The sequence below is a fragment of the Pseudomonas sp. NPDC077186 genome (assembly GCF_044543505.1).
Classification (GTDB): Bacteria; Pseudomonadota; Gammaproteobacteria; order Pseudomonadales; family Pseudomonadaceae; genus Aquipseudomonas.
Genome location: NZ_JBITWE010000002.1, coordinates 454369 through 480338 on the forward strand (window position 1 = coordinate 454369; position 25970 = coordinate 480338).

Genomic DNA, 25970 nt, shown 5'->3' on the forward strand with positions numbered 1-25970 from the left:
CCACCACCCGTCAGCGCAGGTTTCAGCAGATATCCTGGATCACCGCCGCCGCCGTGGCCACGTTGGCCGCCAGGTGCGCGGGGTTGATGGTGCCGACTATGGCGCTGCTGACGCCGGGGTGATCGAAGATCAGCTCGAAGCTGGCGCGCAGCGGATCGACGCCGGCGCCCAGGCAGACATGCCCGCTGGCCAGGGCCTTCTTGATCAGGATGCCCTTGGCGTGACTGGCAGCGTAGTCCAGGACCGGCTTTTCGCCCTGCTCGTTGAGGTTGTAGGTGACCATCGCACAGTCGCCCTGCTGCAGCGCCAGCAGGCCGCCCTCGACGGTCTTGCCGGACAGGCCGTAGGCGAGGATCTTGCCCTCGCGCTTGAGCGCCGCCAGGGTCTCGTACACGCCGCTATCGCGCAGCACCGCCAGGTCGTTGCCGTCGGAGTGCACCAGCAGCAGGTCGATGCGGTCGGTCTCCAGGCGCTTGAGGCTGCGCTCCACCGACAGGCGGGTGTGCGCCGGGGAGAAGTCGAAGCGCGACTGGCCGTCGTCGAACTCCTCGCCGGTCTTGCTGACGATCACCCAGGCGTCGCGCTGGCCGCGCAGCAGCGGACCGAGGCGCTGCTCGCTGAGGCCGTAGGCCGGCGCGGTGTCGATCAGATTGATGCCCAGCTCGCGGGCCTGGCGGATCAGCGCGGCGGCCTGGGTATCGTCGGGGATGCTGAAGCCGTTGGGGTACTTCACCCCCTGGTCGCGGCCGAGCTTGACCGTGCCCAGGCCCAGCGGCGAAACCAGCAGGCCGGTGGCCCCCAGCGGGCGATGCAGATCGTGCAGGGTGCTCTTCATGGCAACAGCGCCTCCCATACCGGCGGCGCCACGTCCGGGCGCGGCAGCGCCGGCAAGGGCGCGTGGCGGCCGGGCTGCACGCCGTCGCGATCCAGCGCGGCCAGCACGCGGTCGGCGAAGTCCGGGGCCAGCGCCAACTTGGTCGGCCAGCCCACCAGCAGGTGCGGCTGTTCGGCGAGGAAGGCGTTATCCGGGCGCACCAGGCCGCTCTGCGCCGGCTCGGCGCGGTCGACGCGCAGAGTCGCCCAACGGGTCTGACTCTGGTCGACCCAGGGCAGCAGTTCGGCCATTTCCTGTTGCGCGGCGCGGATCTGCGCGGCCGCGTCGCGGGCCACGCCGTCGGCCTCGGCCAGGTCGCCGCCGAGGTACCAGACCCACTGGCCGTCGGCCGCCGGATGAGTGGTGACGGTGACCCGCGGCTTCGGCCCGCCGCCCAGGCAATGGGCGTACAGCGGCTGCAGCGCCGGCCCCTTGGCCAGCACCATGTGCAGCGGGCGCAGTTGCTGTCTGGGCTGTTCGATACCCAGCGTGGCGAGCAGCTCGGCATTGCCGGCGCCGGCGCTGAGCACCACGCGCTGGGCGCGAATCTCGCGGCCGTCGACCCGCAGGCCGCGCAGCTCGCCGTCCTCGCGCAGCGGCTCGATCCGCCGCGCCGCCAGCAGGCCGTCGCCGGCCAGCTCGGCCAGACGGGCGATCAGGCTGGGCACATCGAGCACCAGTTCGGCCAGGCGGTAGACCTTGCCCTTGAATTTCGGGTGCTGCAGAGCCGGCGGCAACTGCTCGCCCTTGACCTGGTCGACCCGTCCGCGCACCGCCTTGCTGGCGAAGAAGCTGGTGAGGTTGCCGGCCAGGGTGCCCGGCGACCACAGGTAATGCGCGTCGGAAAGAATGCGCACGCCGGAGAGATCCAGCTCGCCGCCGCCGGCCAGGGCCTCGCGCCAGCGCCGCGGCATGTCGGCGATGGCCTCGGAGGCGCCGCTCAGGGCGCCATGCAGGGCGTACTTGGCGCCGCCGTGGATGATGCCCTGGGACTTCAGGCTCTGCCCGCCGCCGAGGCTGCCACTCTCCAGCAGCAGGGTGGCGAAACCCTGGCGACGCAGGCGCGCGTTGAGCCAGAGGCCGGCGATGCCGCCGCCGACGATCAGGACATCGGTGCTGAGGGACTGGGACATGAACGGGCCTCGCCGGAAAACAGGGGCGCAAGTATAACCCGCCCGGGCCGGCCTGCCCGAGGCCGCCGTCAGTGGCCGGTGGACTGCGAGAACAGCTGAATCACCAACACCCCACTGACGATCAGGCCCATGCCCAGCACCGCCGGCAGATCGAGCTTCTGCTGGTAGAGGAACAGCGCGGCGACGCTGACCAGGACGATGCCCAGGCCGGCCCAGATGGCGTAGGCGATACCCACCGGAATGGTGCGCACCACCAGGGTCAGCATCCAGAAGGCGATGGCGTAGCCGCCCACCACCAGCAGCAGCGGCAGCGGCTTGTTGAAGCCGTCGATGGCCTTCATCGAGGTGGTGGCGACCACTTCGGCGGCGATGGCGATGGCGAGGTAGAGGTATCCGGGCATGGCGGCGACTCCTGAGCGATGGCGCGATTCTAAGCCCCTCAGCGATGGGATAAAGTCATTACCCATCTGACTTACAGATAGGTTGACCCCATGAACTGGAACCTCGATCAGTTGCACCTGTTCGTCCGCACGGCCGAATGTCGCTCCTTCTCCTCCGTGGCGCGGGAGGTGGGGCGCGCGCAGTCGGCGGTGAGCACCGCCATCGCCCTGCTCGAGGCCGACCTCGGCGTGCAGCTGTTCGAGCGCAGCAGCGGGCGCCAGCCCCAGCTGACCGAGGCCGGTGCGGCCCTGCTGGAGGAGGCCCGCAGCGTGTTGCAGCAGTGCGAGCGCCTGGACGGCCGCGCCTTCGGCCTGGCCCGTGGCGAGGAGGCGCGCCTGCGCCTGGCGCAGGACGAAGCCATGCCCTACCAGCCGGTACTGGCCAGCCTGGGGGCGCTGGCCGAGGCCTTTCCCCGGCTCGAGGTGCAGCTGTCCAGCGGCGCCCAGGGCGACGTGGCGCGCAAGCTGCTGCAGCGCCAGGCCGACCTGGGCCTGCTGTTTCATCACGAACAGATGCCCAGGGAGCTGGAAAGCCAGCGCCTGGGCACCATCGAGATGGTCACGGTGTGCAGCCCGCAGCACCCGCTGGCCGGACGCGCCAGCGTGGAGCGCCGCGATCTGGCCGAACACCGCCAGCTGCTGATGACGCCGCAAGACAGCCACTACCCCGGCGGCGAGCAGATCAGCCCGCTGGTGTGGCGCGCCGACAGCTTCTACGTGATGGCCGAGCTGGTGATTCGCGGCCTGGGCTGGGCCTGGCTGCCGCGCCACGTGGCGCAGTACCCGACCTATCAGGGCCACCTGCAGGAACTGCGCAGCGACTGGGCGCCGCTGCCGCTGGTGGTGGAGCTGGTATGCCGCCGCGACGGCGCGCTCGGCCCGGCGGCCAACTGGCTGGCCGACTGCCTGGCGCGCGAGCTGCTGCGCCCGCAGGCCTGAGAGCCCCTCCAAACTCTGCTGCGCGTCGGCACTGCTGCGTTAAAAACAGGCTCGGAATGCTCATGTACAAAAGCACACTCCGCTTCCTCGCCTGTTTTTGCCTTGCATTGCTCTAGCTCGCGAGACTTTGAACGGGCTCTAAGTCCACTTCCAGGAGCGGGCCTCGACCGCTAAGCTGCGCGCCCATGAACAGACACCTCTACACCCTGCTGCTGCACCTGGCCCTGCCCCTGATCGCCCTGCGCCTGGCCCTGCGCGCGCGCAAGGCGCCGGCTTACGCGCGACGGATCAAGGAGCGCTTCTCCTTCGCCCTACCGCCGCTGAAACCGGACGGCATCTGGCTGCACGCGGTGTCGGTGGGCGAGAGCATCGCCGCCGCACCGCTGATCCGCGCGCTGCAGGCGCGTTACCCCGAGCTGCCGATCACCGTCACCTGCATGACCCCGACCGGCTCCGAACGCATCCAGGCGCTGTTCGGCGACGGCGTGCAGCATTGCTACCTGCCCTACGACCTGCCCTGGGCCGCCGCGCGCTTCCTGAATCGCGCCCGCCCCAGGCTGGCGGTGGTGATGGAAACCGAGCTGTGGCCCAACCATATCCACCAGTGCGCCAGGCGCGGCATCCCGGTGGCGCTGGCCAACGCGCGGCTGTCGGAGCGCTCTGCACGCGGTTACGGGCGCTTCAAGCGACTCACCACGCCGATGCTTGCCGAGCTGGCGTTGATCGCCGTGCAGACGCAGGCCGAGGCCGAGCGCTTTCTCGCCCTCGGCGCGCGCCGCGACTGCGTCGAGGTGACCGGCTCGATCAAGTTTGACCTGCAGATCGATGCCGGCCTGGCGCAACGCGCCGCCGAACTGCGCCGCGCCTGGCAGGCCGAGCAGCGCCCAGTATGGATCGCCGCCAGCACCCATGCCGGCGAAGACGAGATCGTCCTGGCCGCCCATCGGCAGATCCTGGCCTCCAGGCCGGATGCCCTGCTGATTCTGGTGCCGCGCCACCCCGAGCGCTTCGACTCGGTCCATCAGCTGTGCCTGCACCAGGGCCTGACGACGCGCCGCCGCTCCACGGGCGAGGCCGTAGCCTCCGGCGACCAGGTGCTGCTCGGCGACAGCATGGGCGAGCTGCTGTTTCTCTATGCCCTGGCCGATGTCGCCTTCGTCGGCGGCAGCCTGGTGGCCAACGGCGGGCACAACCTGTTGGAGCCGGCGGCCCTGGGCAAGCCGGTGCTGAGCGGCCCGCACCTGTTCAACTTCCTCGAGATCGCCGCGCAGCTGCGCGAAGCCGGCGCACTGGGCGAGGTGCAGGGCGCTGACGACCTGGCCGGCGAGGTCGCGGCGCTATGGCGCGAGCCGGCGCGCAGCGAGCGCATGCGCCAGGCCGGCTTGAACGTGCTCAAGGCCAACCAGGGCGCGCTGGAGCGGCTGCTGGCGGGGCTGGGACGCCTACTCGGGCCGTAGGGTGCGCCGTGCGCACCAATAGATCGGTGCGTGGTTCGGGCAGGTTGTCGTGAAGCAAACGGATATCGGTGCGCACAGCGCACCCTACGGGCGGCACGCCGCCAATAACCCGACACGAAGTCGGGCTTGTTTGTTGGCGGCGGCCGAATCAGAAATCCGCATCGCCCTGCAGGCGCGCCTCGGCGGCCGAGGCCAGGTCCGGCGGCAGGAAGTCCTGGTCCGGGTTGTAGTCCGGCTTGAGGAAGCTGCCCAGCGCTTCCAGGTCGGCCGGGCTGAGGGTGCCGGCGGCCTGCTTCAGGCGCAGGTTGTTGAGGATGTAGTCGTAGCGCGCGTCGTTGTAGTTGCGCACCGAGCTGTACAGCTGGCGCTGGGCGTCGAGCACGTCGACGATGTTGCGGGTGCCGACCTGGTAGCCGATCTCGGTGGCCTCCAGCGCGCTCTGGTTGGAGATGATCGACTGCTTGCGCGCCTGCACGGTTTCCACGTCGGTATTCACCGCACGGAACAGGTTGCGGGTGTTCTGCACCACCTGGCGGCGCAGGCTCTCGCGCAGCTGCTCGGTCTGGCCCAGGCGCTGGTAGGCCTCGCGCACCTGCGAGCTGGTCAGGCCGCCGCTGTACAGCGGGATGTTCAGCTGCAGGCCGATGGAACGCTGCGAGACGTCGCCGCTGTAACCCGGCAAGCCATTGCTGTTGGTGAAGCCCAGGCTGTCGTTATCGCCCTTCTGGTAGCTGGCCACCGCATCCAGGGTCGGCGCATGGCCGGACTTGCGCTGGCGCAGGGTTTCCTCGGCGGCGTCCACCGCATAGTAGCTGGCCTGCAGGTTGAGGTTCTGCGCGGCGGCGGTGTCGACCCAGGACTTGGCGTCGTTCGGCGTCGGCGCCAGCACCGGCAGGGTATGGACGATGCCTTCGACCGCCGCGTAGTCGCGGTTGGTCAGGGTCACCAGGGCCTCGAAGGCGTCCTCCACCGCGCGTTCGGCGAGGATGCGGTTGGCGCGGGCGGTGTCGAAGCCGGCCTGCGCCTCGAGCACATCGGTCTTGTCCGACAGGCCGACGTCGAAGCGCTCGTTGGCCTGATCCAGCTGGCGCTTGAACGCCGCTTCCTCGGCCTTGGTCGAGGCCAGGGTGTCCTGCGCGCGGAGCACGGCGAAGTAGGTCTCGGCGCTCTGCAGGATCAGGTTCTGCTCGGTGGCCGACAGCTCCAGCGCGGCCTGCTCGCTGGTGGCCTCGGCGGCCTGCAGCTGGAACCAGCGGTCGGCGCGGAACAACGGCTGGCTGAGGTTGGCCTGGTAGGTGGTGCCGCTGCGCGAGGCGCTGTTGCTCGGCGAGTCGATCTCGGTGCGGGTGTCGCCGTAGGTGGCGCCCGCCGACAGGTTGGGCAGCAGCCCGGCGCGGGCCTGCGGCACCACTTCCCGGCGCGCCTGGTAATCGGCGCGCGCGGCGGCGATATCGGCATTGTTCTTCGCCGCTTCCTGGTACACGGTGACCAGGTCGGTCTTGCTCGACAGCGGGGCCTCTTCGGCCTGGGCCAGGCCCGCGGCGACGGCGGCAATGGCGACGGCCAGGGAAAGTCTGCGCAACATGGAGGTCAATCCTTGAATGGGCGATGATCGGCAAGGCTACGGGGCGCCGCGGGCAGGGGTCAAGCGCACCATGGACGGCATCAGTCTAGCTGGCGGCAAGCTATGTTGCTCGCCGGGAACAATGCCCGGCGTGCGGCGCGACTGGTCGTTTTCCGACGCACGGGTCGACCTTTTCTGACCCTCGGGTTGGTTTTATCGCTCAAGCTTGATTAGACTGCCCGGGTTCTTGTCGGGGTGCCCCATATGCGGGGCTGAGATTGGCAGCTGCCGGATCCCGTTGAACCTGATCAGGTTAAGGCCTGCGTAGGGAACAAGATGTCCTCGCCGCCCGGCGAGTCTTCTCGGCACCGCCCCATGGTGCGCCTTCGCCCCTCCTCTCTCAGGTTCTGCTCCGACAACCATCCCCGGAGAGAGCCTTGATGAGTGCACAACAACAAAAACACCTGAGCGAAAGCGCCCAGGTCGACCAGCAGTCGGTGCAACCCTTCCCCCGTTCGCAGAAGGTCTATGTCCAGGGTTCGCGCCCGGACATCCGCGTGCCGATGCGCGAGATCAGCCTGGACGTGACGCCGACTGACTTCGGTGGCGAGATCAACGCCCCGGTCACCGTCTACGACACCTCCGGCCCCTACACCGACCCGAACGTCACCATCGACGTGCGCAAGGGCCTGGCCGACGTGCGCAGCGCCTGGATCGAGGATCGCGGCGACACCGAAAAACTGCCGGGCCTTTCCTCCGAGTTCGGCCAGCGCCGTCTCAACGACGCCGAGCTGACCGCCATGCGCTTCGCCCATGTGCGCAACCCGCGCCGGGCCAAGGCCGGCAAGAACGTCAGCCAGATGCACTACGCCAAGCAGGGCATCATCACCCCGGAGATGGAATACGTCGCCATCCGCGAAAATATGAAGCTGGCGGAAGCGCGGGAATCAGGCCTGTTGAACGAGCAGCATGCCGGCCATAGCTTCGGCGCCTCGATTCCGAAGGAAATCACCGCCGAGTTCGTCCGCAGCGAAGTCGCCCGCGGCCGCGCCATCATCCCGGCCAACATCAACCACGTGGAGCTGGAGCCGATGATCATCGGCCGCAACTTCCTGGTGAAGATCAACGGCAATATCGGCAACTCGGCGCTCGGCTCTTCGATTGAAGAAGAAGTGGCCAAGCTGACCTGGGGCATCCGCTGGGGCTCGGACACGGTGATGGACCTGTCCACCGGCAAGCATATCCACGAAACCCGCGAGTGGATCATCCGCAACTCGCCGGTGCCGATTGGCACCGTGCCGATCTACCAGGCGCTGGAGAAGGTCGGCGGCGTCGCCGAGGACCTGACCTGGGAGCTGTTCCGCGACACCCTGATCGAGCAGGCCGAGCAGGGCGTGGACTACTTCACCATCCACGCCGGCGTGTTGCTGCGCTATGTACCGCTCACGGCGAAACGCGTGACCGGTATCGTTTCCCGCGGCGGCTCGATCATGGCCAAGTGGTGCCTGGCGCACCACAAGGAAAACTTCCTCTACACCCATTTCGACGACATCTGCGAAATCATGAAGGCCTACGACGTGTCCTTCTCGCTGGGTGACGGCCTGCGCCCCGGCTCCATCGCCGATGCCAACGACGCCGCGCAGTTCGGCGAGCTGGAAACCCTCGGCGAGCTGACCAAGATCGCCTGGAAGCACGACGTGCAGTGCATGATCGAGGGCCCCGGCCACGTGCCGATGCAGCTGATCAAGGAGAACATGGACAAGCAGCTGGAATGCTGCGACGAGGCGCCCTTCTACACCCTCGGCCCGCTGACCACCGACATCGCCCCCGGCTACGACCACATCACCAGCGGCATCGGCGCGGCGATGATCGGCTGGTTCGGCTGCGCCATGCTCTGCTACGTCACGCCCAAGGAGCACCTGGGCCTGCCGAACAAGGACGACGTCAAGACCGGCATCATCACCTACAAGATCGCCGCGCACGCCGCCGACCTGGCCAAGGGCCACCCCGGCGCGCAGATCCGCGACAACGCATTGAGCAAGGCGCGCTTCGAGTTCCGCTGGGAAGACCAGTTCAACCTCGGCCTCGACCCCGACACCGCGCGCGCCTTCCACGACGAGACGCTGCCCAAGGATTCGGCCAAGGTGGCGCATTTCTGCTCCATGTGCGGGCCGAAGTTCTGCTCGATGAAGATCACTCAGGAAGTGCGCGACTATGCTAAGGAACAGCGCATCGACACCCTCGACCTGGACGCCGAACAGGGCATGCAGGCCAAGGCCGAGGAGTTCAAGGCCCAGGGCAGCCAGCTGTACCAGAAGGTGTAGCCCTCTGGTCACGCAAGCTTGATCTGGCAGCGCTAAGCTCGCTAGTGTGATCGGTAACGGGCCAGGTAGGGTGGACATGGCGCAGCCTTGTCCACCACCGCCTGTGCCATGGTGGACAAGCCTTCGGCATGTCCACCCTACGGTTGGGGGATGCCTATGGGCAAAGACGACATCGACATCATCGAGCGCGAGGCCTGCTTCCGCGGCTTCTACCAGCTCGACCGGGTGCGCCTGCGCCATCGCCAGTTCGCCGGCGGCATGGGCCCGCAGCTCAGTCGCGAGCTTTTCGTGCGCCACGACGCCGTGTGCGTGCTGCCCTACGACGCGCAACGCGACGAGGTGGTGCTGATCGAGCAGTTCCGCGTCGGCGCCATGGACAAGAGCGCCAACCCCTGGCTGCTGGAGCTGGTGGCCGGCCTGATCGACAAGGACGAAGAACCCGAGGAGGTCGCCCGCCGCGAGGCGGTCGAGGAAGCCAACCTGCAGCTGACGGCGCTGTGGCCGATCACCCAGTACTACCCCTCGCCCGGCGGCTCCGACGAGCGCGTGCACCTGTTCGTCGGGCGCTGCAGCAGCGAGGGCGCCGGCGGCGTGCATGGCCTGGCCGAGGAAGGCGAGGACATCCGCGTGCACGTCTGGCCGCTGGCCGATGCCCTGCAGGCGGTGAAGGATGGCCGCATCGACAACGCCGCCAGCATCATCGCCCTGCAATGGCTGGCGCTCAATCGCGACGAAGTGCGGGGGATGTGGTCGTGAACCTGGTGCGCGAGCGCTACCGGGTCGACCTGGTCGAACTGCAGGCCGCCTGCGAGGCCAACTACGCTCGCCTGATGCGCCTGCTGCCGGACATGCGCAGCGAACCCCAGGCGCGGCGCGTGGCCCTGAGCCAGGGCGACCGCCTGCTCGGCGTGCTCAGCCTGGAAGTGGTCGAAGCCTGCCCCTACACCACCACCCTGCGCGCCCGCCAGGAGCACAGCCTGCCCTGGCTGCCGGTGCCGCAGCTGGAGGTGCGGGTCTATCACGACGCGCGCATGGCCGAAGTGGTCGGTGCCGAGAATGCCCGCCGCCTGCACAGCCGCTACCCTTATCCCAATGCCGCCATGCACCAGCCGGACGAAAAGAGCCAGCTCAACCTGTTTCTCGGCGAATGGCTCAGCCACTGCCTGGCCTGTGGCCACGAACCTCAGCCGGTCATCTGAACCGTCAAGCTTCGCACCGCCCGGCCGATAGCGCGGCACCACGCTATTTTTCTGTGATCTGCGTCCGCTTCGCGGGTTTTCCCTTTAGCGCGGCAACCACCATAATTCACCCGATTGTGCCCTAGGAGACGGTCTTGCCGAGCCTGCCCACCCCTTCCGCTGAGTCCTCGGTCCTGCTGGTGCAGCTGTCCGACAGCCACCTGTTCGCCGAAGCGGACGGCAAGCTGCTGGGCATGGACACCTGCGACAGCCTGCAGCGGGTGATCGAGCGGGTGCAGCAGGAACAGCCGCAGATCGACCTGATCCTGGCCACCGGCGACCTGTCGCAGGACGGCAGCCAGGCCTCCTACCAACGTTTCCGCCAGCTCACCGCCGCCCTCGGCGCGCCGGCGCGCTGGCTGGCCGGCAACCACGACGAAGTGCCGCCGATGCAGGCCGCCTGCAACGGCAGCGCGCTGCTGGAGCCGGTGATCGACCTCGGTGCCTGGCGCATCGTCATGCTCGATTCCTCGATCCCCGGCGCGGTGCCCGGCTTTCTCGAAGGCGGCCAGCTCGAGTTGTTGGAGCGGGCACTGCGCGAGGCGCCGCAGCGTCACCAGCTGATCTGCCTGCACCACCACCCGGTGTCCATCGGCTGCAAATGGATGGAACCCATCGGCCTGCGCAACCCGGACGCCCTGTTCGCCGTGCTGGCCCGCCACCCGCAGGCCAAGGCCCTGCTCTGGGGCCATATCCACCAGGAATTCGACCAGCAGCGCGGCGATCTGCGCCTGCTCGCCTCGCCGTCGACCTGCGTGCAGTTCGCCCCCGGCAGCGAGGAATTCCAGGTCGGCAGCGAGGCGCCCGGCTACCGCTGGCTGCGCCTGCATGCCGACGGCCGCCTGGACACCGGCGTATCGCGCGTCACCGGCATCCATTTCGAGGTGGATTACAGCGTCAAGGGCTACTGAAGTAGCGGCAAGCTTCAAGCTACAAGCCGCAAGTAAAACGCGTAGCCCCAACAGACACCGCCCCGTCTTTTCTTGTAGCTTGGAGCTTGCAGCTTATAGCTGCTTTTTGTAGTAGCCTCCCGCCCCATGACCGCATCCATCCTCTATATCCACGGCCTCAACAGCTCGCCGGCCTCGCACAAGGCCAGCCAGCTGAGCCGCGCCATGCGCAGCCTGGGCCTCGATGCCCGGTTGCGGGTGCCGGCGCTGCATCATCATCCGCGCCAGGCCATGGCGCAGCTCGAAACCCTGGTGGCAGAACTCGGCCAACCCGTGCTGGTGGGCAGCTCGCTGGGCGGCTATTACGCCACCCATCTGGCCGAGCGCCATGGCCTCAAGGCGCTGCTGATCAATCCCGCGGTACGCCCGCACCTGCGTTTCGACGGCTACCTCGGCCCGCAGCAGAATTACTACAGCGACGAGACCTGGGAACTGACCGAAGATCACATCCAGGCCCTGGCCGAGCTGGAGGTGCCGCCGCCGCGCGATGCCACGCGCTACCGGGTATGGCTGCAGACCGGCGACGAGACCCTCGACTACCGCGACGCCGAGCGCTACTACCGGGCCTGCGCCCTGCGCATCCAGGCCGGCGGCGACCACGGTTTCCAGGGCTTCGCCGGCGACCTGCCGATGCTCTTCGCTTTCGCCGGGATCGACGCCACACTCTGGCGCGATACCGACTTTTCCGCACTCATTTGACGAACAAGAGAGCCCATGGCCCAGCAGAACGCCTATAACGCCGACGCCATCGAAGTCCTTTCCGGCCTCGACCCGGTGCGCAAGCGCCCGGGCATGTACACCGACACCACGCGGCCCAACCACCTGGCCCAGGAAGTCATCGACAACAGCGTCGACGAGGCGCTGGCCGGGCATGCCAAGTCGATCCAGGTGATCCTCCACGAGGACAACTCGCTGGAAGTGCTCGACGACGGCCGCGGCATGCCGGTGGACATCCACCCGGAAGAGGGCGTGCCGGGCGTCGAGCTGATCCTCACCAAGCTGCATGCCGGCGGCAAGTTTTCCAACAAGAACTACCAGTTCTCCGGCGGCCTGCACGGCGTCGGCATCAGCGTGGTCAACGCCCTGTCGACCCGCGTGGTGGTGACCGTCAAGCGCGACGGCAACGAATACCAGATGAGCTTCGCCGACGGCTTCAAGGCCAGCGAGCTGGAGGTGGTCGGCACGGTGGGCAAGCGCAACACCGGCACCAGCGTGCACTTCTGGCCGGACGCCAAGTATTTCGACTCCTTCAAGTTCTCGGTCAGTCGCCTCAAGCACGTGCTCAAGGCCAAGGCCGTGCTGTGCCCGGGGCTCTCGGTCAGCTTCACCGACAAAGCCAGCGGCGAGCAGGTCGAGTGGCTGTACCAAGACGGCCTGCGCTCCTACCTGGTCGATGCCGTCAGCGAGTTCGAGCGCCTGCCCGCCGAGCCCTTCGTCGGCAGCCTGGCCGGCAACAAGGAGGCGGTGGACTGGGCCCTGCTGTGGCTGCCCGAGGGCGGCGACGCGGTGCAGGAAAGCTACGTCAACCTGATCCCCACCGCCCAGGGCGGCACCCACGTCAACGGCCTGCGCCAGGGCCTGCTGGACGCCATGCGCGAGTTCTGCGAATTCCGCAACCTGCTGCCGCGCGGGGTGAAACTGGCGCCGGAAGACGTCTGGGAGCGCATCGCCTTCGTCCTCTCGATGAAGATGCAGGACGCGCAGTTCTCCGGGCAGACCAAGGAGCGCCTGTCCTCGCGCGAGGCCGCCGCCTTCGTCTCCGGCGTGGTCAAGGACGCCTTTAGCCTGTGGCTCAACGCCCACCCGGAAACCGGCCTGGCGCTGGCCGAGCTGGCCATCAGCAACGCCGGCCGGCGCCTCAAGGCGGGCAAGAAGGTCGAGCGCAAGAAGATCACCCAGGGCCCGGCGCTGCCCGGCAAGCTGGCCGACTGCGCCGGGCAGAACCCGCTGCGCTGCGAGCTGTTCCTGGTCGAGGGCGATTCCGCCGGCGGCAGCGCCAAGCAGGCGCGCGACAAGGAATTCCAGGCGATCATGCCGCTGCGCGGCAAGATTTTGAACACCTGGGAAGTCGACGGCAGCGAGGTGCTGGCCTCGCAAGAAGTACACGACATCGCCGTGGCCATCGGCATCGACCCCGGCTCCAGCGATCTCTCCGGGCTGCGCTACGGCAAGATCTGCATCCTCGCCGACGCCGACTCCGACGGCCTGCACATCGCCACCCTGCTCTGCGCCCTGTTCGTCCGCCACTTCCGCGCCCTGGTCGACGCCGGCCACGTCTACGTGGCCATGCCGCCGCTGTACCGCATCGACCTGGGCAAGGAGATCTTCTACGCCCTGGACGACGCCGAGCGCGACGGCATCCTCGACCGCCTGGTGGCCGAGAAGCGCCGCGGCAAGCCGCAGGTGACCCGCTTCAAGGGCCTCGGCGAGATGAACCCGCCGCAGCTGCGCGAAACCACCATGGACCCCAACACCCGGCGCCTGGTGCAGCTGACCCTGGACGATTTCGAGGGCACCCGCGAGGTGATGGACATGCTGCTGGCGAAGAAACGCGCCGGCGACCGCAAGAGCTGGCTGGAAAGCAAGGGCAACCTGGCCGAGGTACTGGCCTGATGCGCAGGCTGTTGCTGGCACTCGGCCTGCTGGCCGGCGGCGCCCACGCCGAGCCCGCGGCGCTGGAAGAACTGCAGCTGCAGGCCGAATACCCGGTGAGCGAAATGGCCGGCGGCAACCTGTCCGGCCTGGCCCAGTGCGGCGAGGCGCTGTGGGCGGTGTCCGACCGCGACGACGCGACCCTCTACCAGTTGCACCGGGAAGACGGCCTGCTGCGCGCCGAGGGCGAAGCCTTAGTCGTCCCCGAGCCGCCCGCCAGCGCCCTGCCCTGGGGCCTGCGCATGCGCAACTGGGCCGCCAGCCTGGTACGCGGCGGCAAGCTGGATTTCGAGGGGCTGTCCTGCGATGCCCAGGGCAACCGCTACCTGGTCAGCGAGACGCGCGCCGCGGTGCTGCAGGTGGCGCCCAGCGGCAGCGCGCAGTGGCTCAACCTGCCCAGCGGCCTGGTGCGCCAGGCGCGTGCCAGCGGCATGCTGCTGCACTTCAACCAGGGCTTCGAGGGCATCGCCGTCGACCCCAGCGGCGAGCGCCTGTGGCTGGCCGCCGAACAGCGCCGCCGCGGCCTCACCGTGCTGCACCGGCAGAACAGCACCTGGCGCTGCACCGGCGGCTGCGTGCTGATCAGCGAGAGCGGCGAAGAGCCCTCGCCCGCCGCGCTCGGCGGCCATGCCGCGCCGCGCGACTTCGCCGGCCTGGCCTACTTCGGCGAGAAGCTGTTCACCCTCGAGCGCCAGGCTCATCGCATCTGCCGCCGCACCCTGAGCAACGGCGAGGCGGAGCTGTGCTGGTCGTTCGCCGGCGAGGCGCTGGCCGAGGCGCGCCGCTACCCGCCGAAGTACGGCATGGCCGAGGCCCTGTGGATCGACCAGGACGGCGCCTGGGTCGGCGTCGACAACGGCAGCCAGACCCGCGCCGACGGCGAGCAACGCCCCCTGGTCTGGCGCTTCAATGCGCCCAAGGGCGGCTGGAGCCGTCGTCCGTGAACGAGCAGACGCTGCTATCAATGCATGAGCCAGGAAAACACCTCAGTGTGAGTGCAGCACCTAACCGACGCGCACAGGTATAAGCATGAAAATTGAATCAATCCGTCTCAAGAACTTTAAGGCATTCCGCGATGTGCGCCTGAAGGACATTCCTCCGTTCTTGGTCGTTGTCGGTGCGAACGGTTCTGGCAAATCAACCCTATTCGACGTGTTCGGCTTCCTGCATGACTGCTTGAGAGGCAACGTCCGCCAGGCTCTGGACAAGCGAGGTCGTTTTATCGAAGTGCTGAGCCGTGGGTGCGACCCGAAAAAAGACCTGATTCTCATCGAGTTGCAGTACCGCATGGAAATCACTGGTGTCGAACGTCTGGTGACGTACTCCCTGGAAATTGGCGAACGCAACGGCTCACCTGTTGTTCAAAGGGAACTGCTTCGCTACAAACGCGGACGCTATGGGAGCCCTTATCACTTTCTTAATTTCGTAAAAGGTGAAGGGTATGCAATTACTAACGAGGAAGACTTCAGCAAATCCGACGAAGAACTAGAGCGCGAATCCCAACGGGTAGCGCCGGACACTCTGGCTATCAAAGGGCTGGGACAGTTCGAACGCTTCAAAGCAGCGAATGCGTTCCGTAGTTTAATTGAAAACTGGCACGTATCGGACTTCCACATAAGTGCCGCGCGCGGGCGCAAGGATGCGGCAGGTGAAACGGAACACCTATCAGAATCCGGTGACAATCTGCCCTTGGTGGCGCGCTATTTACATGAGCAGCACGGCGAAATTTTCCACAAGATTCTCACCACTATGGCCAGTCGCGTACCCGGTGTGTCATCGGTCGAGCCCAAACTCATGGACGACGGTTATCTGACACTGCGCTTCCAAGATGGCTCGTTCAAGACGCCTTTTCTGGATCGTTATGTGTCCGATGGCACCATCAAGATGTTTGCCTATCTGGTGTTGCTACACGATCCCAAGCCTCACCCGTTGCTGTGCGTAGAGGAGCCGGAAAATCAGCTCTACCCACAGCTCATGTCCGAACTCGCCGAGGAATTTCGCAGTTACGCGAAACGCGGAGGACAGGTATTCGTGTCGACCCATTCTCCAGATTTCCTAAACGCACTTGAGCTCGACGAGGTCTGCTGGCTGGTAAAACAGCATGGCTGCACCGAAATCCGGCGCGCCCGGGACGACACACAGATTGCCGCTTACATGGCAGAAGGGGATCAGTTGGGGTATCTGTGGAAGCAGGGCTTCTTCGGCGGAGTCGATCCACAATGAGGGAGCTTGTATTTCTGCTCGAAGAGCGCTCCGCCGAAGCCATGCTAGAAACCCTGCTACCACGGATATTGAGCACGGAAATACAATTTCGCTGTATTCCGTTCGAAGGCAAGCAAGACTTGGAAAAACAGATAGTTCGCAAGATTCGGGCATACCAAAACGAACAAGCCCGCTTTATCGTACTACGCGACCAAGACAGTCATCCGGATTGCAATGCAATCAAACACAAACTCCTTGAATTGTGCGAGACATCCGGCAAAGCGCCGCAATGCCTGGTACGAATCGCCTGCAAAGAGCTAGAAACTTTCTACCTGGCGGACTTAGAGGCCGTCGAACATGCCTTGGGGATGAAGGGCTTGGTGCGACATCAGCAAAACAGGAAATTCCGGGCACCGGATAGGCTGGGTAGCCCCAGTCGAGAATTGAAAGTCCTGACGAATGATCGCTACGAAAAGATCGCTGGCTCTCGCGCCATCGGCAAACACCTGCAGCTCGACAACACTCGCTCGCTGAGCTTTTTCCATCTGATTGCAGCAATACGGCACCTTGAGGCCGAACTCCTTCAGGAAGAAGCATGAATGGTTCCTCCAGCCCATGACCATTTCCAATGATTCCACACCACCGCCCGGCCGCCGCGCCGGACGGGTGATGTGGGTGCTCGCCTGGGGCGCCGGCCTGCTGCTGGCCACGCATTTCTTCGGCAACTGGGAAGACCAGCAGCGCAACCCCAACCAGGTGCCGCAATCGGTGCAGGGCGAGGGGTTCGTCGAGGTGCGCCTGGCCAGCAGCCGCCAGGGCCATTACCTGGTCAACGGGCAGATCGACGGCCAGGACGTGACCTTCCTGCTCGACACCGGCGCCACCCAGGTGGCGGTGCCCAGCGCCGTGGCCGAGCGCCTCGGCCTGGCGCGCGGCGCGCCCATCGTCATCAGCACCGCCAACGGCCGCGCCACTGGGCATCGCACGCGCCTGGCCAGCCTGCGCCTGGGCGATATCGAACTGCGCGACGTCGCCGCGCTGATCGCCCCGGGCATGGACGGCGACGAGGTGCTGCTGGGCATGAGCGCGCTGCAACAACTCGAATTCAGTCAAAAGGGCGGCACCCTGGTGCTGCGCCAAGCTACTCCTTCGCGTCACTAATGTTTCGCTTCACTAACTTTGCAATGAGGCCCGCATGAGCGAATCCCTCGATTTGAGCCTGGAAGGCGTGGAACGTCGGTCGCTGGCCGACTTCACCGAGCAGGCCTATCTCAACTACTCCATGTACGTGATCATGGACCGCGCCCTGCCGCATATCGGCGATGGTCTCAAGCCCGTGCAGCGGCGCATCGTCTACGCCATGAGCGAGCTGGGCCTGGACGCGGACTCCAAGCACAAGAAGTCGGCGCGCACCGTCGGCGACGTGCTCGGCAAGTTCCACCCGCACGGCGACAGCGCCTGCTACGAGGCCATGGTGCTGATGGCGCAGCCGTTCAGCTACCGCTACACCCTGGTCGACGGCCAGGGCAACTGGGGCGCGCCGGACGATCCCAAGTCCTTCGCCGCCATGCGCTACACCGAGGCGCGCCTGTCGCGCTATTCCGAGGTGCTGCTGAGGGAGCTGGGCCAGGGCACCGTCGACTGGGTGCCGAACTTCGACGGCACGATGAACGAGCCGGCGACCCTGCCGGCACGCCTGCCCAACCTGCTGCTTAACGGCACGACGGGTATTGCGGTCGGCATGGCTACCGACGTGCCGCCGCACAACCTGCGCGAAGTCGCCGCCGCCTGCGTACGTCTGCTGGACGAGCCGGGCGCCACGGTCGAACAGCTCTGCGAGCATATCCAGGGCCCGGATTTTCCCACCGAGGCCGAGGTCATCACGCCCAAGGCCGATCTGCTGAAGATCTACGAAACGGGTCGCGGCTCGGTGCGCATGCGTGCGGTTTATCGGGTGGAAGATGGCGATATCGTCGTCACCGCCCTGCCGCACCAGGTCTCCGGGGCCAAGGTGCTGGAGCAGATCGCCGCGCAGATGCAGGCCAAGAAACTGCCGATGGTCGCCGACCTGCGCGACGAATCCGACCACGAACACCCGACCCGTATCGTCATCATCCCGCGCTCCAACCGTGTGGATACCGACGAGCTGATGACCCACCTGTTCGCCACCACCGAGCTGGAGTCCAGCTACCGGGTCAACACCAACGTCATCGGCCTCGACGGCAAGCCGTCGGTGAAAGACCTGCGCACCCTGCTGACCGAGTGGCTGCAGTACCGCGTCGGCACCGTGCGCCGTCGCCTGCAGTTCCGCCTGGATAAGGTGGAGAAGCGCCTGCACCTGTTGGAAGGCCTGCTGATCGCCTTCCTCAACCTCGACGAAGTCATTCGCATTATCCGCACGGAAGATCAACCGAAGCCGGTGCTGATGGAGCGCTTCGGCCTGACCGATGTACAGGCCGACTACATCCTCGACACCCGCCTGCGTCAACTGGCCCGCCTGGAAGAGATGAAGATCCGTGGCGAGCAGGACGAGCTGGCCAAGGAGCGCGAGAAGCTGCTGGCCCTGCTCGGCAGCGAAGCCAAGCTCAAAAAATTGGTGCGCAAGGAAATCCTCGAGGACGCCGAGAAGTACGGCGACGACCGTCGCTCGCCGATCGTCGCCCGCGCCGAAGCCCGCGCCCTGTCGGAAACCGAGCTGATGCCGACCGAACCGGTCACCGTGGTGCTCTCGGAAAAAGGCTGGGTGCGCTGCGCCAAGGGCCACGATATCGACGCGACGGGGCTTTCCTACAAGGCCGGCGACGGCTTCAAGGCCGCCGCGCCGGGCCGATCCAACCAGTACGCGGTGTTTATCGATTCCACCGGACGCAGCTATTCGCTGGCCGCTCACAGCCTGCCGTCGGCGCGCGGTCAGGGCGAGCCGCTGACCGGTCGTCTGACCCCGCCGCCGGGGGCGACCTTCGACTGCGTGCTGCTGCCGGAGGACAGCGCGCTGTACGTGATCGCTTCGGACGCCGGCTACGGCTTCGTGGTCAAGGGCGAGGACCTGCAGGCCAAGAACAAGGCCGGCAAGGCCCTGCTCAGCCTGCCCAACGGCGCCCGGGTGGTGGCGCCCAAGCCGGTGGCCAGCGTCGAGAACGACTGGCTGGCGGCGGTGACCACCGAAGGCCGCCTGCTGCTGTTCAAGGTCGCCGACCTGCCGCAACTGGGTAAAGGCAAGGGCAACAAGATCATCGGCATCCCCGGCGAACGGGTGGCCAGCCGCGAGGAATACCTCACCGACCTGGCCGTGCTGCCCGCCGGCAGCTCGCTGGTGTTGCAGGCCGGCAAGCGTACCCTGACCCTCAAGGCCGACGATCTGGAGCACTACAAGGGCGAACGCGGCCGCCGCGGCAACAAGCTGCCGCGCGGCTTCCAGCGCGTCGACCAGTTGCTGGTGGAATAGGAGCAGTTGCAAGCTTCAAGCAATAAGCTGCAGGTAGAAGCAAAAGCCGGCACGCTTGTGGCTTGTGGCTTGTGGCTTGTGGCTTGTGGCTTGTGGCTTGTGGCTGCCTAACCTCCTACCGACAGGCGGGCAAGGCTGGAGTCGCGGCGCGGTTTGACGGATGATACGCGACCCGGGTCGTCAGGATGACGACCCGCCGGCATGACATGGGATTGATGCGCAGCCGCCCGCAGCGGCTGCCGGGAACGAATGATGACTGTAGTACGCCCTCTGGCCCTGCTTCTGACCACCCTGCTGACCCTCAGCGGTTGCAGCCTGCTGCAACAGAAGCCGGTGCCACTCTACCAACTCGACAGCGGCAGTGCCGTCGCCCCGGCCAAGGACAGCGGCATGGCGGTGCTGGTCGGCCCGGTCAGCATCGCCGACTACCTGCGCCAGGAACACCTGCTGCAGCGTCAGGCCGACGGCAGCCTGGTGGCCGCCCGCGATGCCCGCTGGGCCAGCGGCCTGGCCAACGACATCGACCAGCAGTTGCTGCGCCAACTGGCCTGGCGCCTGGACAGCCAGCGCCTGGCCCTGGCGCCGGCCGCCCCCGGTTTCAGCGCCGACGCCCAGGTGATGCTGACCATCACCCGCCTCGACTCCGGCCCGCTGGTGCCGGCGGTGCTGGAAGCGCAGTGGCGCCTGCTGGATCGCCGCGGCCAGCTGCGCGACAGCCGCCTGGTGCGCCTGGAGGAGGGCCACAACGGCGCCGTGGCCGAGCAGGTCAAGGCGCAGAGCCTGCTGCTGCAACGCCTGGCCGCCGAGCTGGCGGTGGCCATCCAGCCGATTGCCGTGGCCGAGGAGGCCCCGGCCGAGCCACCGCGCAAGAAGGCCCCGGTGGCCAAGGCCAAACCGCAGGAGCCCGGGCCGAAGATTCCGGTGGCAGAACCCATCAAGATCGACACCGAAGTCTTCCGCTTCTAAGCAAAAGCCCGCAGATGCGGGCTTTTTTGTGACCTGCCATCCTAGGCTGAACGCCAGGCGCACCGCCAGCCGGTAGGTTGGGTTGAGGCGCGTAGCGGCGAAGCCCAACAGATCGTCGGGCGGAGCACTGCGTGCTCCCCGTTGGGCTTCGCTGCGCTCAGCGCCAACCTACGGCGCTGCCAAGCGCTGCCCTATTTGAGTTCGCTGGAACTCTTGCCCAGCAGGCGCCGGGCGACGATCAGCAGCTGGATCTGCTGGGTGCCTTCGAAGATGTCGAGAATCTTCGAGTCGCGCGCCCACTTCTCCAGCAGTTCGTCCTCGCCGTAACCCAGGGCGCCGGCCAGCTCGACGCATTTCAGCGTCACCTCGCTGGCCACCCGCCCGGCCTTGGCCTTGGCGATGGACGCCTCCTTGGAGTTGGGCAGCTTGTTGTCGGCCATCCAGGCGGCCTTGAGCGTAAGCAGACGCGCGGCCTCCCACTCGGCCTCCAGCCGATACAGGGTGGCCTCGGCATGGGTGACGCTTAACAGCGGTTTGGCGTAATCGAAGCGGCAGCCGGCCTTGACCAGCAGCTCGCGGGTGCGTTCCAGCGCCGCCCGAGCCACCCCGACCGCCATACCGGCGACCAGCGGACGGGTATTGTCGAAGGTTTCCATGACCCCGGCGAAGCCCTTCTGCACGTCGATCTCGGCGTTGCCCAGCAGATTGGCCGCCGGCACCCGGCAGTCGCTGAAGCTGATCGAGGCGGTGTCCGAGGCCTTGATCCCGAGCTTCTTCTCCAGGCGCGTCACGCTCATGCCCGGCGTACCCTTCTCGACCACGAAGGACTTGATCGCCGCGCGCCCCAGGCTCTTGTCCAGGGTGGCCCAGACCACCACGGCATCGGCGCGCTCGCCAGAGGTGACGAAGATCTTCTCGCCGTTGAGCACGTAGTGCTCGCCGTCCTTGACCGCCGTGGTGCGGATCGCCGCCGAGTCCGAGCCGCAGCCCGGTTCGGTGATGGCCATGGCCGCCCAGGTCCTGCCGAAGCGCGCCAGCTGCTCGTCGTTGGCCACCGCGGCGATGGCGGCGTTGCCCAGGCCCTGGCGCGGCATGGCCAGGAGCAGGCCGACGTCGCCCCAACACAGCTCCATCACGCCGAGCAGCGCGGCCAGGTTGCCGCCGTTCTTGACCCCCTCCTGCTGTTCGCGGGCGGCGCCGCGCTTGCTCGCCGAGCCGGCGCCGACGGCGTCGGGCGAGCCCTCGTTCATGCCGTCGAGCAGCGCGGCGAGCAGGTCCAGTTCCTTGGGATAGGCGTGCTCGGCCTGGTCGTACTTGCGCGAGATCGGCCGGAAATAGTGCTTGGCCACCTGCTGCGCCTGCTGCTGCAGGCCGCGGAATTTCTTCGGGGTTTCCAGATTCATCGTTGTCACCTGTTCAGAGATGAAGGCCACCGGCCAGCACGACCACGCAGCGCAGATCGCGGTACCAGCGCTCGACCGGGTGCTCCTGGGTGAAACCATGACCGCCGAGCAGTTGCACCGCGTCGCTGCCGATCTTCATCGCCTTCTCCGCGCACAGCAGCCGCGCCAGGTAGGCCTCGCGCCGAAACGGCAGGCCGGCCTCGGCGCGGGCGCTGGCGCGCCACAGCAGCAGGCGCATGGCATCCAGTTCGATGGCGATGTCGGCGACCATAAAGGCCACGCCCTGGCGATGGCTGATCGGTTCGCCGAAGGCCTGGCGCTCGTTGCAGTAGCCGGTGACATAGTCCAGCGCCGCCTGCGCCGTGCCGACGGCAAGGGCGCAGAAGGCCAGCGCGGAATGATCGAGAAAGGCCTGAAAATCGAAACCAGCGCCAGCCAGCCGGCACTCGCCCGGCACCTTGACGCCTTTCAGCTGAATACGCGCCAGGCCGCAGGCCCTGAGGCCCATGGCCGGCTCGGCGCGGCGGCCGATGCCCTTGCTCGCGGCATCGACGATAAACAGCGCCGGGCCGTCGCCGGCCTGGGCGCTGACGATCAGCCGACTGGCCTCCAGCCCGCCCAGCACCAGGGCCTTCTCGCCGTCGAGCAGATAGGCTTTGCCGCGTTTGCGCGCGCGCGTGGCGGGCACGCGCGGGTCGCTCAGCACGCCCGGCTCGCCCACCGCCAGGGCGAAGGGTGGCGCCCCCGCCTCGCTGACGAAGGCCGGCAGCCAGGCCGCCTGCTGTGCCGGCGAGCCCCAACGGCGGATGCAGTTGGCCGCCGACAGCGGCAGCAGCAGCGCGGCGGCCAGGGAGAAGTCGCCCCTGGCCAGGCTCTCGCCGATCAGCGCGTTGTTCAGTACGGTGCGCGCCCCGGCCAGGCCGCCCTGCGCCTCGCCGACGCCATAGTGGGCCAGGCCCAGCTCATGGGCCTGGCTGCGCAGCGCCGCCGGCACCCGCGCCTGGGCGTCGGCCTCGTGCGCAGCAGGGCGCAGCACGTCCAAGGCGAAGCCCTGGAGCATCTCCACCAGCATCTGCTGCTCGTCGGACAGCGACAGGTCGAACAGCTCGTCGGCCGCCGCCGGACGCGGCGCGCGCGTCTTGCCGGCGGCCAGGCGAAAGCTGGCGCGGCTGCCGCTATAGACGAGTCTTTCGAAGGGTTTGCGCAGCTTGAGGCGATCCGGCCAGTCGGCCTGGGCCAGCTTACTCAGTACGCTCAGGGCCTGGCCCTGCACATCGACGGTCATGACATCTCGCTCCACTTGGGGGATGCCGTCGATGATGCGCCGCCGACTGGCGAGCGCCTATGACCCTCAAGCCGCGGCGTCGCGGCAATCGGGTCAAGCCGTCACTGCGGACGAAATTGTAGGGTGGACATGCCGAAGGCTTGTCCACCATTGCGGCGCCAGCGCTGGACAAGGCTGGCGCCTTGTCCGCCCTACTTGTTGCGGATCTTCTCGACTATGGCGGTGGTCGAGCTGTTCTCCACCAGGCCGAGCACGCGCACCTCGCCGCCGTAGGCCTGGACGATATCGGCGCCGACCACCTGGTCGATGCCGTAGTCGCCGCCCTTGACCAGCACGTCCGGCTGCACCTGCTTGAGCAGGCGCTCGGGGGTGTCTTCGGCGAAGCTCACCACCCAGTCCACCGCACCGAGGCCGGCGAGCACCGCCATGCGCCGGTCCACCGCGTTGATCGGCCGGCCCGGGCCCTTGAGGCGGCTGACCGAGGCGTCGTCGTTGATCGCCACGATCAGGCGGTCGCCCTGGGCGCGCGCCTGCTCCAGGTAGGTCACGTGGCCGGCATGGAGGATGTCGAAGCAGCCGTTGGTGAAGACGATCTTCTCGCCGTGGGCGCGGGCGTCCTCGATCGCCACCAGCAGCTGGTCGAGGCTCAACACACCGCGTTCGGAGCCTTCCTCGCGCTGCACCGCACGGCGCAGCTCGGGGGCGCTGATGGCCGCGGTGCCGAGCTTGCCGACCACGATGCCGGCGGCCAGGTTGGCCAGGGCCACGGCCTGCGGCAGCTCCTCGCCGGCGGCGATGGAGGCGGCCAGGGTGGAGATCACCGTGTCGCCGGCGCCGGTGACGTCGAACACCTCGCGCGCCCGCGCCGGTAGGTGCAGCGGCGCGTGCTCCGGGCGCAGCAGGGTCATGCCGTGCTCGCCGCGGGTCACCAGCAGCGCGCCCAGCTCCAGCTCGCGCATCAGTTTGGCGCCCTTGCCGACCAGCTCGGCCTCGTCCTTGCAGCCGCCGACTATGGCCTCGAACTCGTGCAGATTGGGGGTGATCAGGCTGGCGCCGCGGTAGATGGAGAAGTCCTTGCCCTTGGGGTCGGCCAGCACCGGGATGCCCCTGGCGCGCGCGGCCTGGATCAGCACCTGGTGGTTCTGCAGCGCGCCCTTGCCGTAATCGGACAGCACCAGCACCTTGACCCCGGCGAGCAGCGCCTCGACCTGGCGCGCCAGGGCCTGGGTGTCGGTGGCGAAGGGTTCTTCGAAGTCCATGCGCAGCAGCTGCTGGTGGCGGCTCATGACGCGCAGCTTGACGATGGTCGGCTGCTCGTCGCGGCGCTGGAAGTGTGCCTCGACGCCGGCGGCGGCCAGGCTGTCGGCCAGGCTGTCGGCCGCCTCGTCCTCGCCGGTGACGCCGACCAGCAGCGCCGGCGCGCCGAGCGCGGCGATGTTCAGCGCGACGTTGGCCGCGCCGCCCGGGCGATCCTCGATCTGCTCCACGCGCACCACCGGCACCGGCGCCTCCGGCGAGATGCGCGAGGTGCCGCCATGCCAGTAGCGGTCGAGCATGACGTCGCCCACCACCAGGACGGGGGCTTGATCGTAACGGGGCAGGGTCAGCTTCATGGTGGCTCCGGAGCGTCGAAAACGCCGCGGATCATAACATAGCCGCTCAGTCGGCCCGCGACTCCCGCACGCCGGCGCGGCGCACCCAGAACAGCTCGTGACGGCGCACCGCCTTGCGGAAGAAATCGTCCTGGCCCACCTCCGGCCAGCGCCGCCCGACCAGCAACCACTGGATGAGCCGGCGCAGGCGCTTCTTCAGCGGCAGGGGGGTCTGCAGGTCGTGCTGCATGGCCAGGGCCTGGGTCTTGTCCCGCCGTGCCCCCGCATCCAGCAGCGGGCTCCACAGGCCGTCCGCCGGCAGGGGTTGCTGACGCGGCGGCAGCGCCACGCCGGCGCCAACCGGGCCCATGGGCCAGCGATCGTTGTCATAGAGGTGATTGGCGTACAGCAGGCGCACCTCGGGACACCAGCCGGCGAGCGCGACGGCCTCGTCCAGCGCCCGGCTGGCCTGGATATGGTCGGGATGGGGATCCAGCTCCGGGTGGGGCAGCACCACCACCTCGGGGCGAAAGCGCTTGAGCAACGCGGCGAGGTCGCCCACCAGGTTGTGCCAGCTGGGTATACCGTCGACATCGCCCGGCAGCGCCAGGGGATTGAAGCGGCGCACGCTGCGGATGTCCGACTCGCCGGACTCCAGCGACGGGAAGGCCCGGTGCGGCTCGGCGCGCATGGCCGTCAGCTGCAGGCAGTAATACCCCAGCTGCATGCAGCGGCTCGCCGGCACGCCGCCCCAGAGCGGCACGCTGAGGCTGCTCCAGCTGCGCAGACGGCCCTTGAGGCGCGCCGCTGCCGCCTTGTCGAGCCCCATGCGGCGGTAGTGCTGGGCCTCGATCTCGCCCTGGGTGAGGGTGACGATGCTGACCTCCGCACTGCGGCTGTAGAGACCGAAGGCGGCGAGCTCGGCATCGTCGGCATGGGGGGCGACGATCATCAGGCGACGCGCGGCATAGTCCGGATTGCTGAAGGCATACAGGCTGACCTCGGCGCCCAGTCGGCAGAAGCGTCCGCGCAACTGCACGCGCCCCTCCCGGAGAGCCGGCAGCAGACCGGACAGGTTGAGGTAGCGGCGACCGTGGACGCCGCGCTCGAAGTCCTGACGATCGCCGGGCTGGCCGTCGCGAATCAGCACATGCGGATCCAGCCAGCGCCCCAGCCAGGTGCTGCGCACCTGCACCGCGAGGATCAGGGTGTCGGCCTCGGCCGGCAGCTGGTCGACGTCCAGCTGCAGCCGCCCCTTTTCCAGACGGCCGGCCAACTGCGGCGCCGCGTCGGGGAAGGCGTAGCGATAGTCCTCGCGCGGCGAATAGAAGAGGTGGTCGGCGAACCAGGCCTCGTGGGCGATCCAGGCCAGCACCAGGAACACCGGCAGGCTGTTCCAGCCGGCAAACCAGTCCAGCGCCACCAGCACCAGCAGCGCCACGACCATGAACAGGCGCTTGCCGCGCCGGTGACGGCGCAGCAGTTGTTGTTTGCGTGTATCCATTC

The 25970-nt window shown here is 67.5% G+C and carries 22 protein-coding genes and 1 riboswitch; of the genes, 14 read left to right on the forward strand and 8 right to left on the reverse strand.

Annotation, left to right across the window (positions count from 1 at the left end; genetic code table 11):
• Positions 1-22: 22 nt before the first annotated feature.
• The 3 genes from ACIGKL_RS10720 to ACIGKL_RS10730 all read right to left on the reverse strand — a co-directional run bounded on the left by ACIGKL_RS10720 (position 23) and on the right by ACIGKL_RS10730 (position 2408).
• Positions 23-835, reverse strand: coding sequence for an aldo/keto reductase (locus ACIGKL_RS10720; protein WP_397486618.1), 813 nt, complete (start codon positions 833-835; stop codon positions 23-25).
• A complete protein-coding gene (locus ACIGKL_RS10725; protein ID WP_397486619.1) occupies positions 832-2007 on the reverse strand; it encodes an NAD(P)/FAD-dependent oxidoreductase in 1176 nt (391 codons plus the stop codon). Before ACIGKL_RS10725 ends, ACIGKL_RS10720 begins: the two co-directional genes overlap by 4 nt.
• Before the next feature lie 68 nt (positions 2008-2075).
• Positions 2076-2408, reverse strand: coding sequence for a multidrug efflux SMR transporter (locus ACIGKL_RS10730; RefSeq protein WP_021441921.1), 333 nt, complete (start codon positions 2406-2408; stop codon positions 2076-2078).
• Positions 2409-2498: 90 nt separating this feature from the next.
• On the opposite strand from ACIGKL_RS10730, the gene ACIGKL_RS10735 reads away from it, so the two are divergent.
• Both ACIGKL_RS10735 and waaA read left to right on the forward strand, forming a co-directional pair.
• The gene (locus ACIGKL_RS10735; protein ID WP_397486620.1) at positions 2499-3386 is read left to right on the forward strand and encodes a LysR family transcriptional regulator; all 888 of its coding nucleotides are present in this window, start codon (positions 2499-2501) and stop codon (positions 3384-3386) included.
• A 185-nt stretch (positions 3387-3571) separates the two neighbouring features.
• Positions 3572-4843 (forward strand): lipid IV(A) 3-deoxy-D-manno-octulosonic acid transferase, encoded by a 1272-nt coding sequence (gene waaA, locus ACIGKL_RS10740; protein ID WP_397486621.1) that lies wholly within the window; start codon positions 3572-3574, stop codon positions 4841-4843.
• Positions 4844-4991: 148 nt separating this feature from the next.
• Here waaA and ACIGKL_RS10745 read toward each other — a convergent pair whose 3' ends face one another.
• A complete protein-coding gene (locus tag ACIGKL_RS10745) occupies positions 4992-6428 on the reverse strand; it encodes a TolC family outer membrane protein (protein WP_397486622.1) in 1437 nt (478 codons plus the stop codon).
• A 220-nt stretch (positions 6429-6648) separates the two neighbouring features.
• Positions 6649-6755: riboswitch (TPP riboswitch) on the forward strand.
• A gap of 92 nt (positions 6756-6847) precedes the next feature.
• On the opposite strand from ACIGKL_RS10745, the gene thiC reads away from it, so the two are divergent.
• The 12 genes from thiC (at position 6848) to ACIGKL_RS10805 (ending at position 20184) form a co-directional block, all read left to right on the forward strand.
• Positions 6848-8731 carry a phosphomethylpyrimidine synthase ThiC gene (gene thiC / locus ACIGKL_RS10750; protein ID WP_397486623.1) on the forward strand — a complete coding sequence of 628 codons (1884 nt, stop codon included), beginning with the start codon at positions 6848-6850 and terminating at the stop codon, positions 8729-8731.
• Between the two features lie 156 nt (positions 8732-8887).
• Positions 8888-9487 carry an NUDIX domain-containing protein gene (locus tag ACIGKL_RS10755; protein ID WP_021441926.1) on the forward strand — a complete coding sequence of 200 codons (600 nt, stop codon included), beginning with the start codon at positions 8888-8890 and terminating at the stop codon, positions 9485-9487.
• On the forward strand, positions 9478-9930 hold the full coding sequence (locus ACIGKL_RS10760) for a DUF1249 domain-containing protein (protein ID WP_021441927.1): 453 nt from the start codon (positions 9478-9480) through the stop codon (positions 9928-9930). The genes ACIGKL_RS10755 and ACIGKL_RS10760 overlap by 10 nt, the downstream gene beginning before the upstream one ends.
• Positions 9931-10064: 134 nt before the next feature.
• Positions 10065-10880, forward strand: coding sequence for a 3',5'-cyclic-AMP phosphodiesterase (gene cpdA, locus ACIGKL_RS10765; RefSeq protein WP_397486624.1), 816 nt, complete (start codon positions 10065-10067; stop codon positions 10878-10880).
• 126 nt (positions 10881-11006) lie between these two features.
• Positions 11007-11618, forward strand: coding sequence for a YqiA/YcfP family alpha/beta fold hydrolase (locus ACIGKL_RS10770; RefSeq protein ID WP_397486625.1), 612 nt, complete (start codon positions 11007-11009; stop codon positions 11616-11618).
• Positions 11619-11633: 15 nt separating this feature from the next.
• Positions 11634-13532 (forward strand): DNA topoisomerase IV subunit B, encoded by a 1899-nt coding sequence (gene parE, locus ACIGKL_RS10775; RefSeq protein WP_397486626.1) that lies wholly within the window; start codon positions 11634-11636, stop codon positions 13530-13532.
• Entirely contained in the window at positions 13532-14515 is a 984-nt protein-coding gene (locus ACIGKL_RS10780) for an esterase-like activity of phytase family protein (RefSeq protein ID WP_397486627.1), read from the forward strand. The genes parE and ACIGKL_RS10780 overlap by 1 nt, the downstream gene beginning before the upstream one ends.
• A gap of 85 nt (positions 14516-14600) precedes the next feature.
• Complete coding sequence (locus ACIGKL_RS10785) at positions 14601-15794, forward strand: AAA family ATPase (RefSeq protein ID WP_397486628.1); 1194 nt, start codon at positions 14601-14603, stop codon at positions 15792-15794.
• Positions 15791-16372, forward strand: coding sequence for a DUF4276 family protein (locus tag ACIGKL_RS10790; RefSeq protein WP_397486629.1), 582 nt, complete (start codon positions 15791-15793; stop codon positions 16370-16372). Before ACIGKL_RS10785 ends, ACIGKL_RS10790 begins: the two co-directional genes overlap by 4 nt.
• A gap of 16 nt (positions 16373-16388) precedes the next feature.
• Complete coding sequence (locus ACIGKL_RS10795; protein WP_397486630.1) at positions 16389-16934, forward strand: TIGR02281 family clan AA aspartic protease; 546 nt, start codon at positions 16389-16391, stop codon at positions 16932-16934.
• A 34-nt stretch (positions 16935-16968) separates the two neighbouring features.
• A complete protein-coding gene (gene parC / locus ACIGKL_RS10800; protein ID WP_397486631.1) occupies positions 16969-19218 on the forward strand; it encodes a DNA topoisomerase IV subunit A in 2250 nt (749 codons plus the stop codon).
• Between the two features lie 249 nt (positions 19219-19467).
• Entirely contained in the window at positions 19468-20184 is a 717-nt protein-coding gene (locus ACIGKL_RS10805; RefSeq protein ID WP_397486632.1) for a membrane integrity-associated transporter subunit PqiC, read from the forward strand.
• 191 nt (positions 20185-20375) lie between these two features.
• Here the strand turns inward: ACIGKL_RS10805 and ACIGKL_RS10810 are convergent, their stop codons facing one another.
• The 4 genes from ACIGKL_RS10810 to ACIGKL_RS10825 all read right to left on the reverse strand — a co-directional run bounded on the left by ACIGKL_RS10810 (position 20376) and on the right by ACIGKL_RS10825 (position 25968).
• Positions 20376-21587 carry an acyl-CoA dehydrogenase family protein gene (locus tag ACIGKL_RS10810; RefSeq protein WP_397486633.1) on the reverse strand — a complete coding sequence of 404 codons (1212 nt, stop codon included), beginning with the start codon at positions 21585-21587 and terminating at the stop codon, positions 20376-20378.
• A 13-nt stretch (positions 21588-21600) separates the two neighbouring features.
• On the reverse strand, positions 21601-22872 hold the full coding sequence (locus ACIGKL_RS10815; protein WP_397486634.1) for an acyl-CoA dehydrogenase family protein: 1272 nt from the start codon (positions 22870-22872) through the stop codon (positions 21601-21603).
• 191 nt (positions 22873-23063) lie between these two features.
• Positions 23064-24485, reverse strand: a complete 1422-nt coding sequence (gene hldE / locus ACIGKL_RS10820; protein WP_397486635.1) for a bifunctional D-glycero-beta-D-manno-heptose-7-phosphate kinase/D-glycero-beta-D-manno-heptose 1-phosphate adenylyltransferase HldE — start codon at positions 24483-24485, stop codon at positions 23064-23066.
• A 46-nt stretch (positions 24486-24531) separates the two neighbouring features.
• Positions 24532-25968 carry a PIG-L deacetylase family protein gene (locus ACIGKL_RS10825; RefSeq protein ID WP_397486636.1) on the reverse strand — a complete coding sequence of 479 codons (1437 nt, stop codon included), beginning with the start codon at positions 25966-25968 and terminating at the stop codon, positions 24532-24534.
• Between the last annotated feature and the right edge of the window lie 2 nt (positions 25969-25970).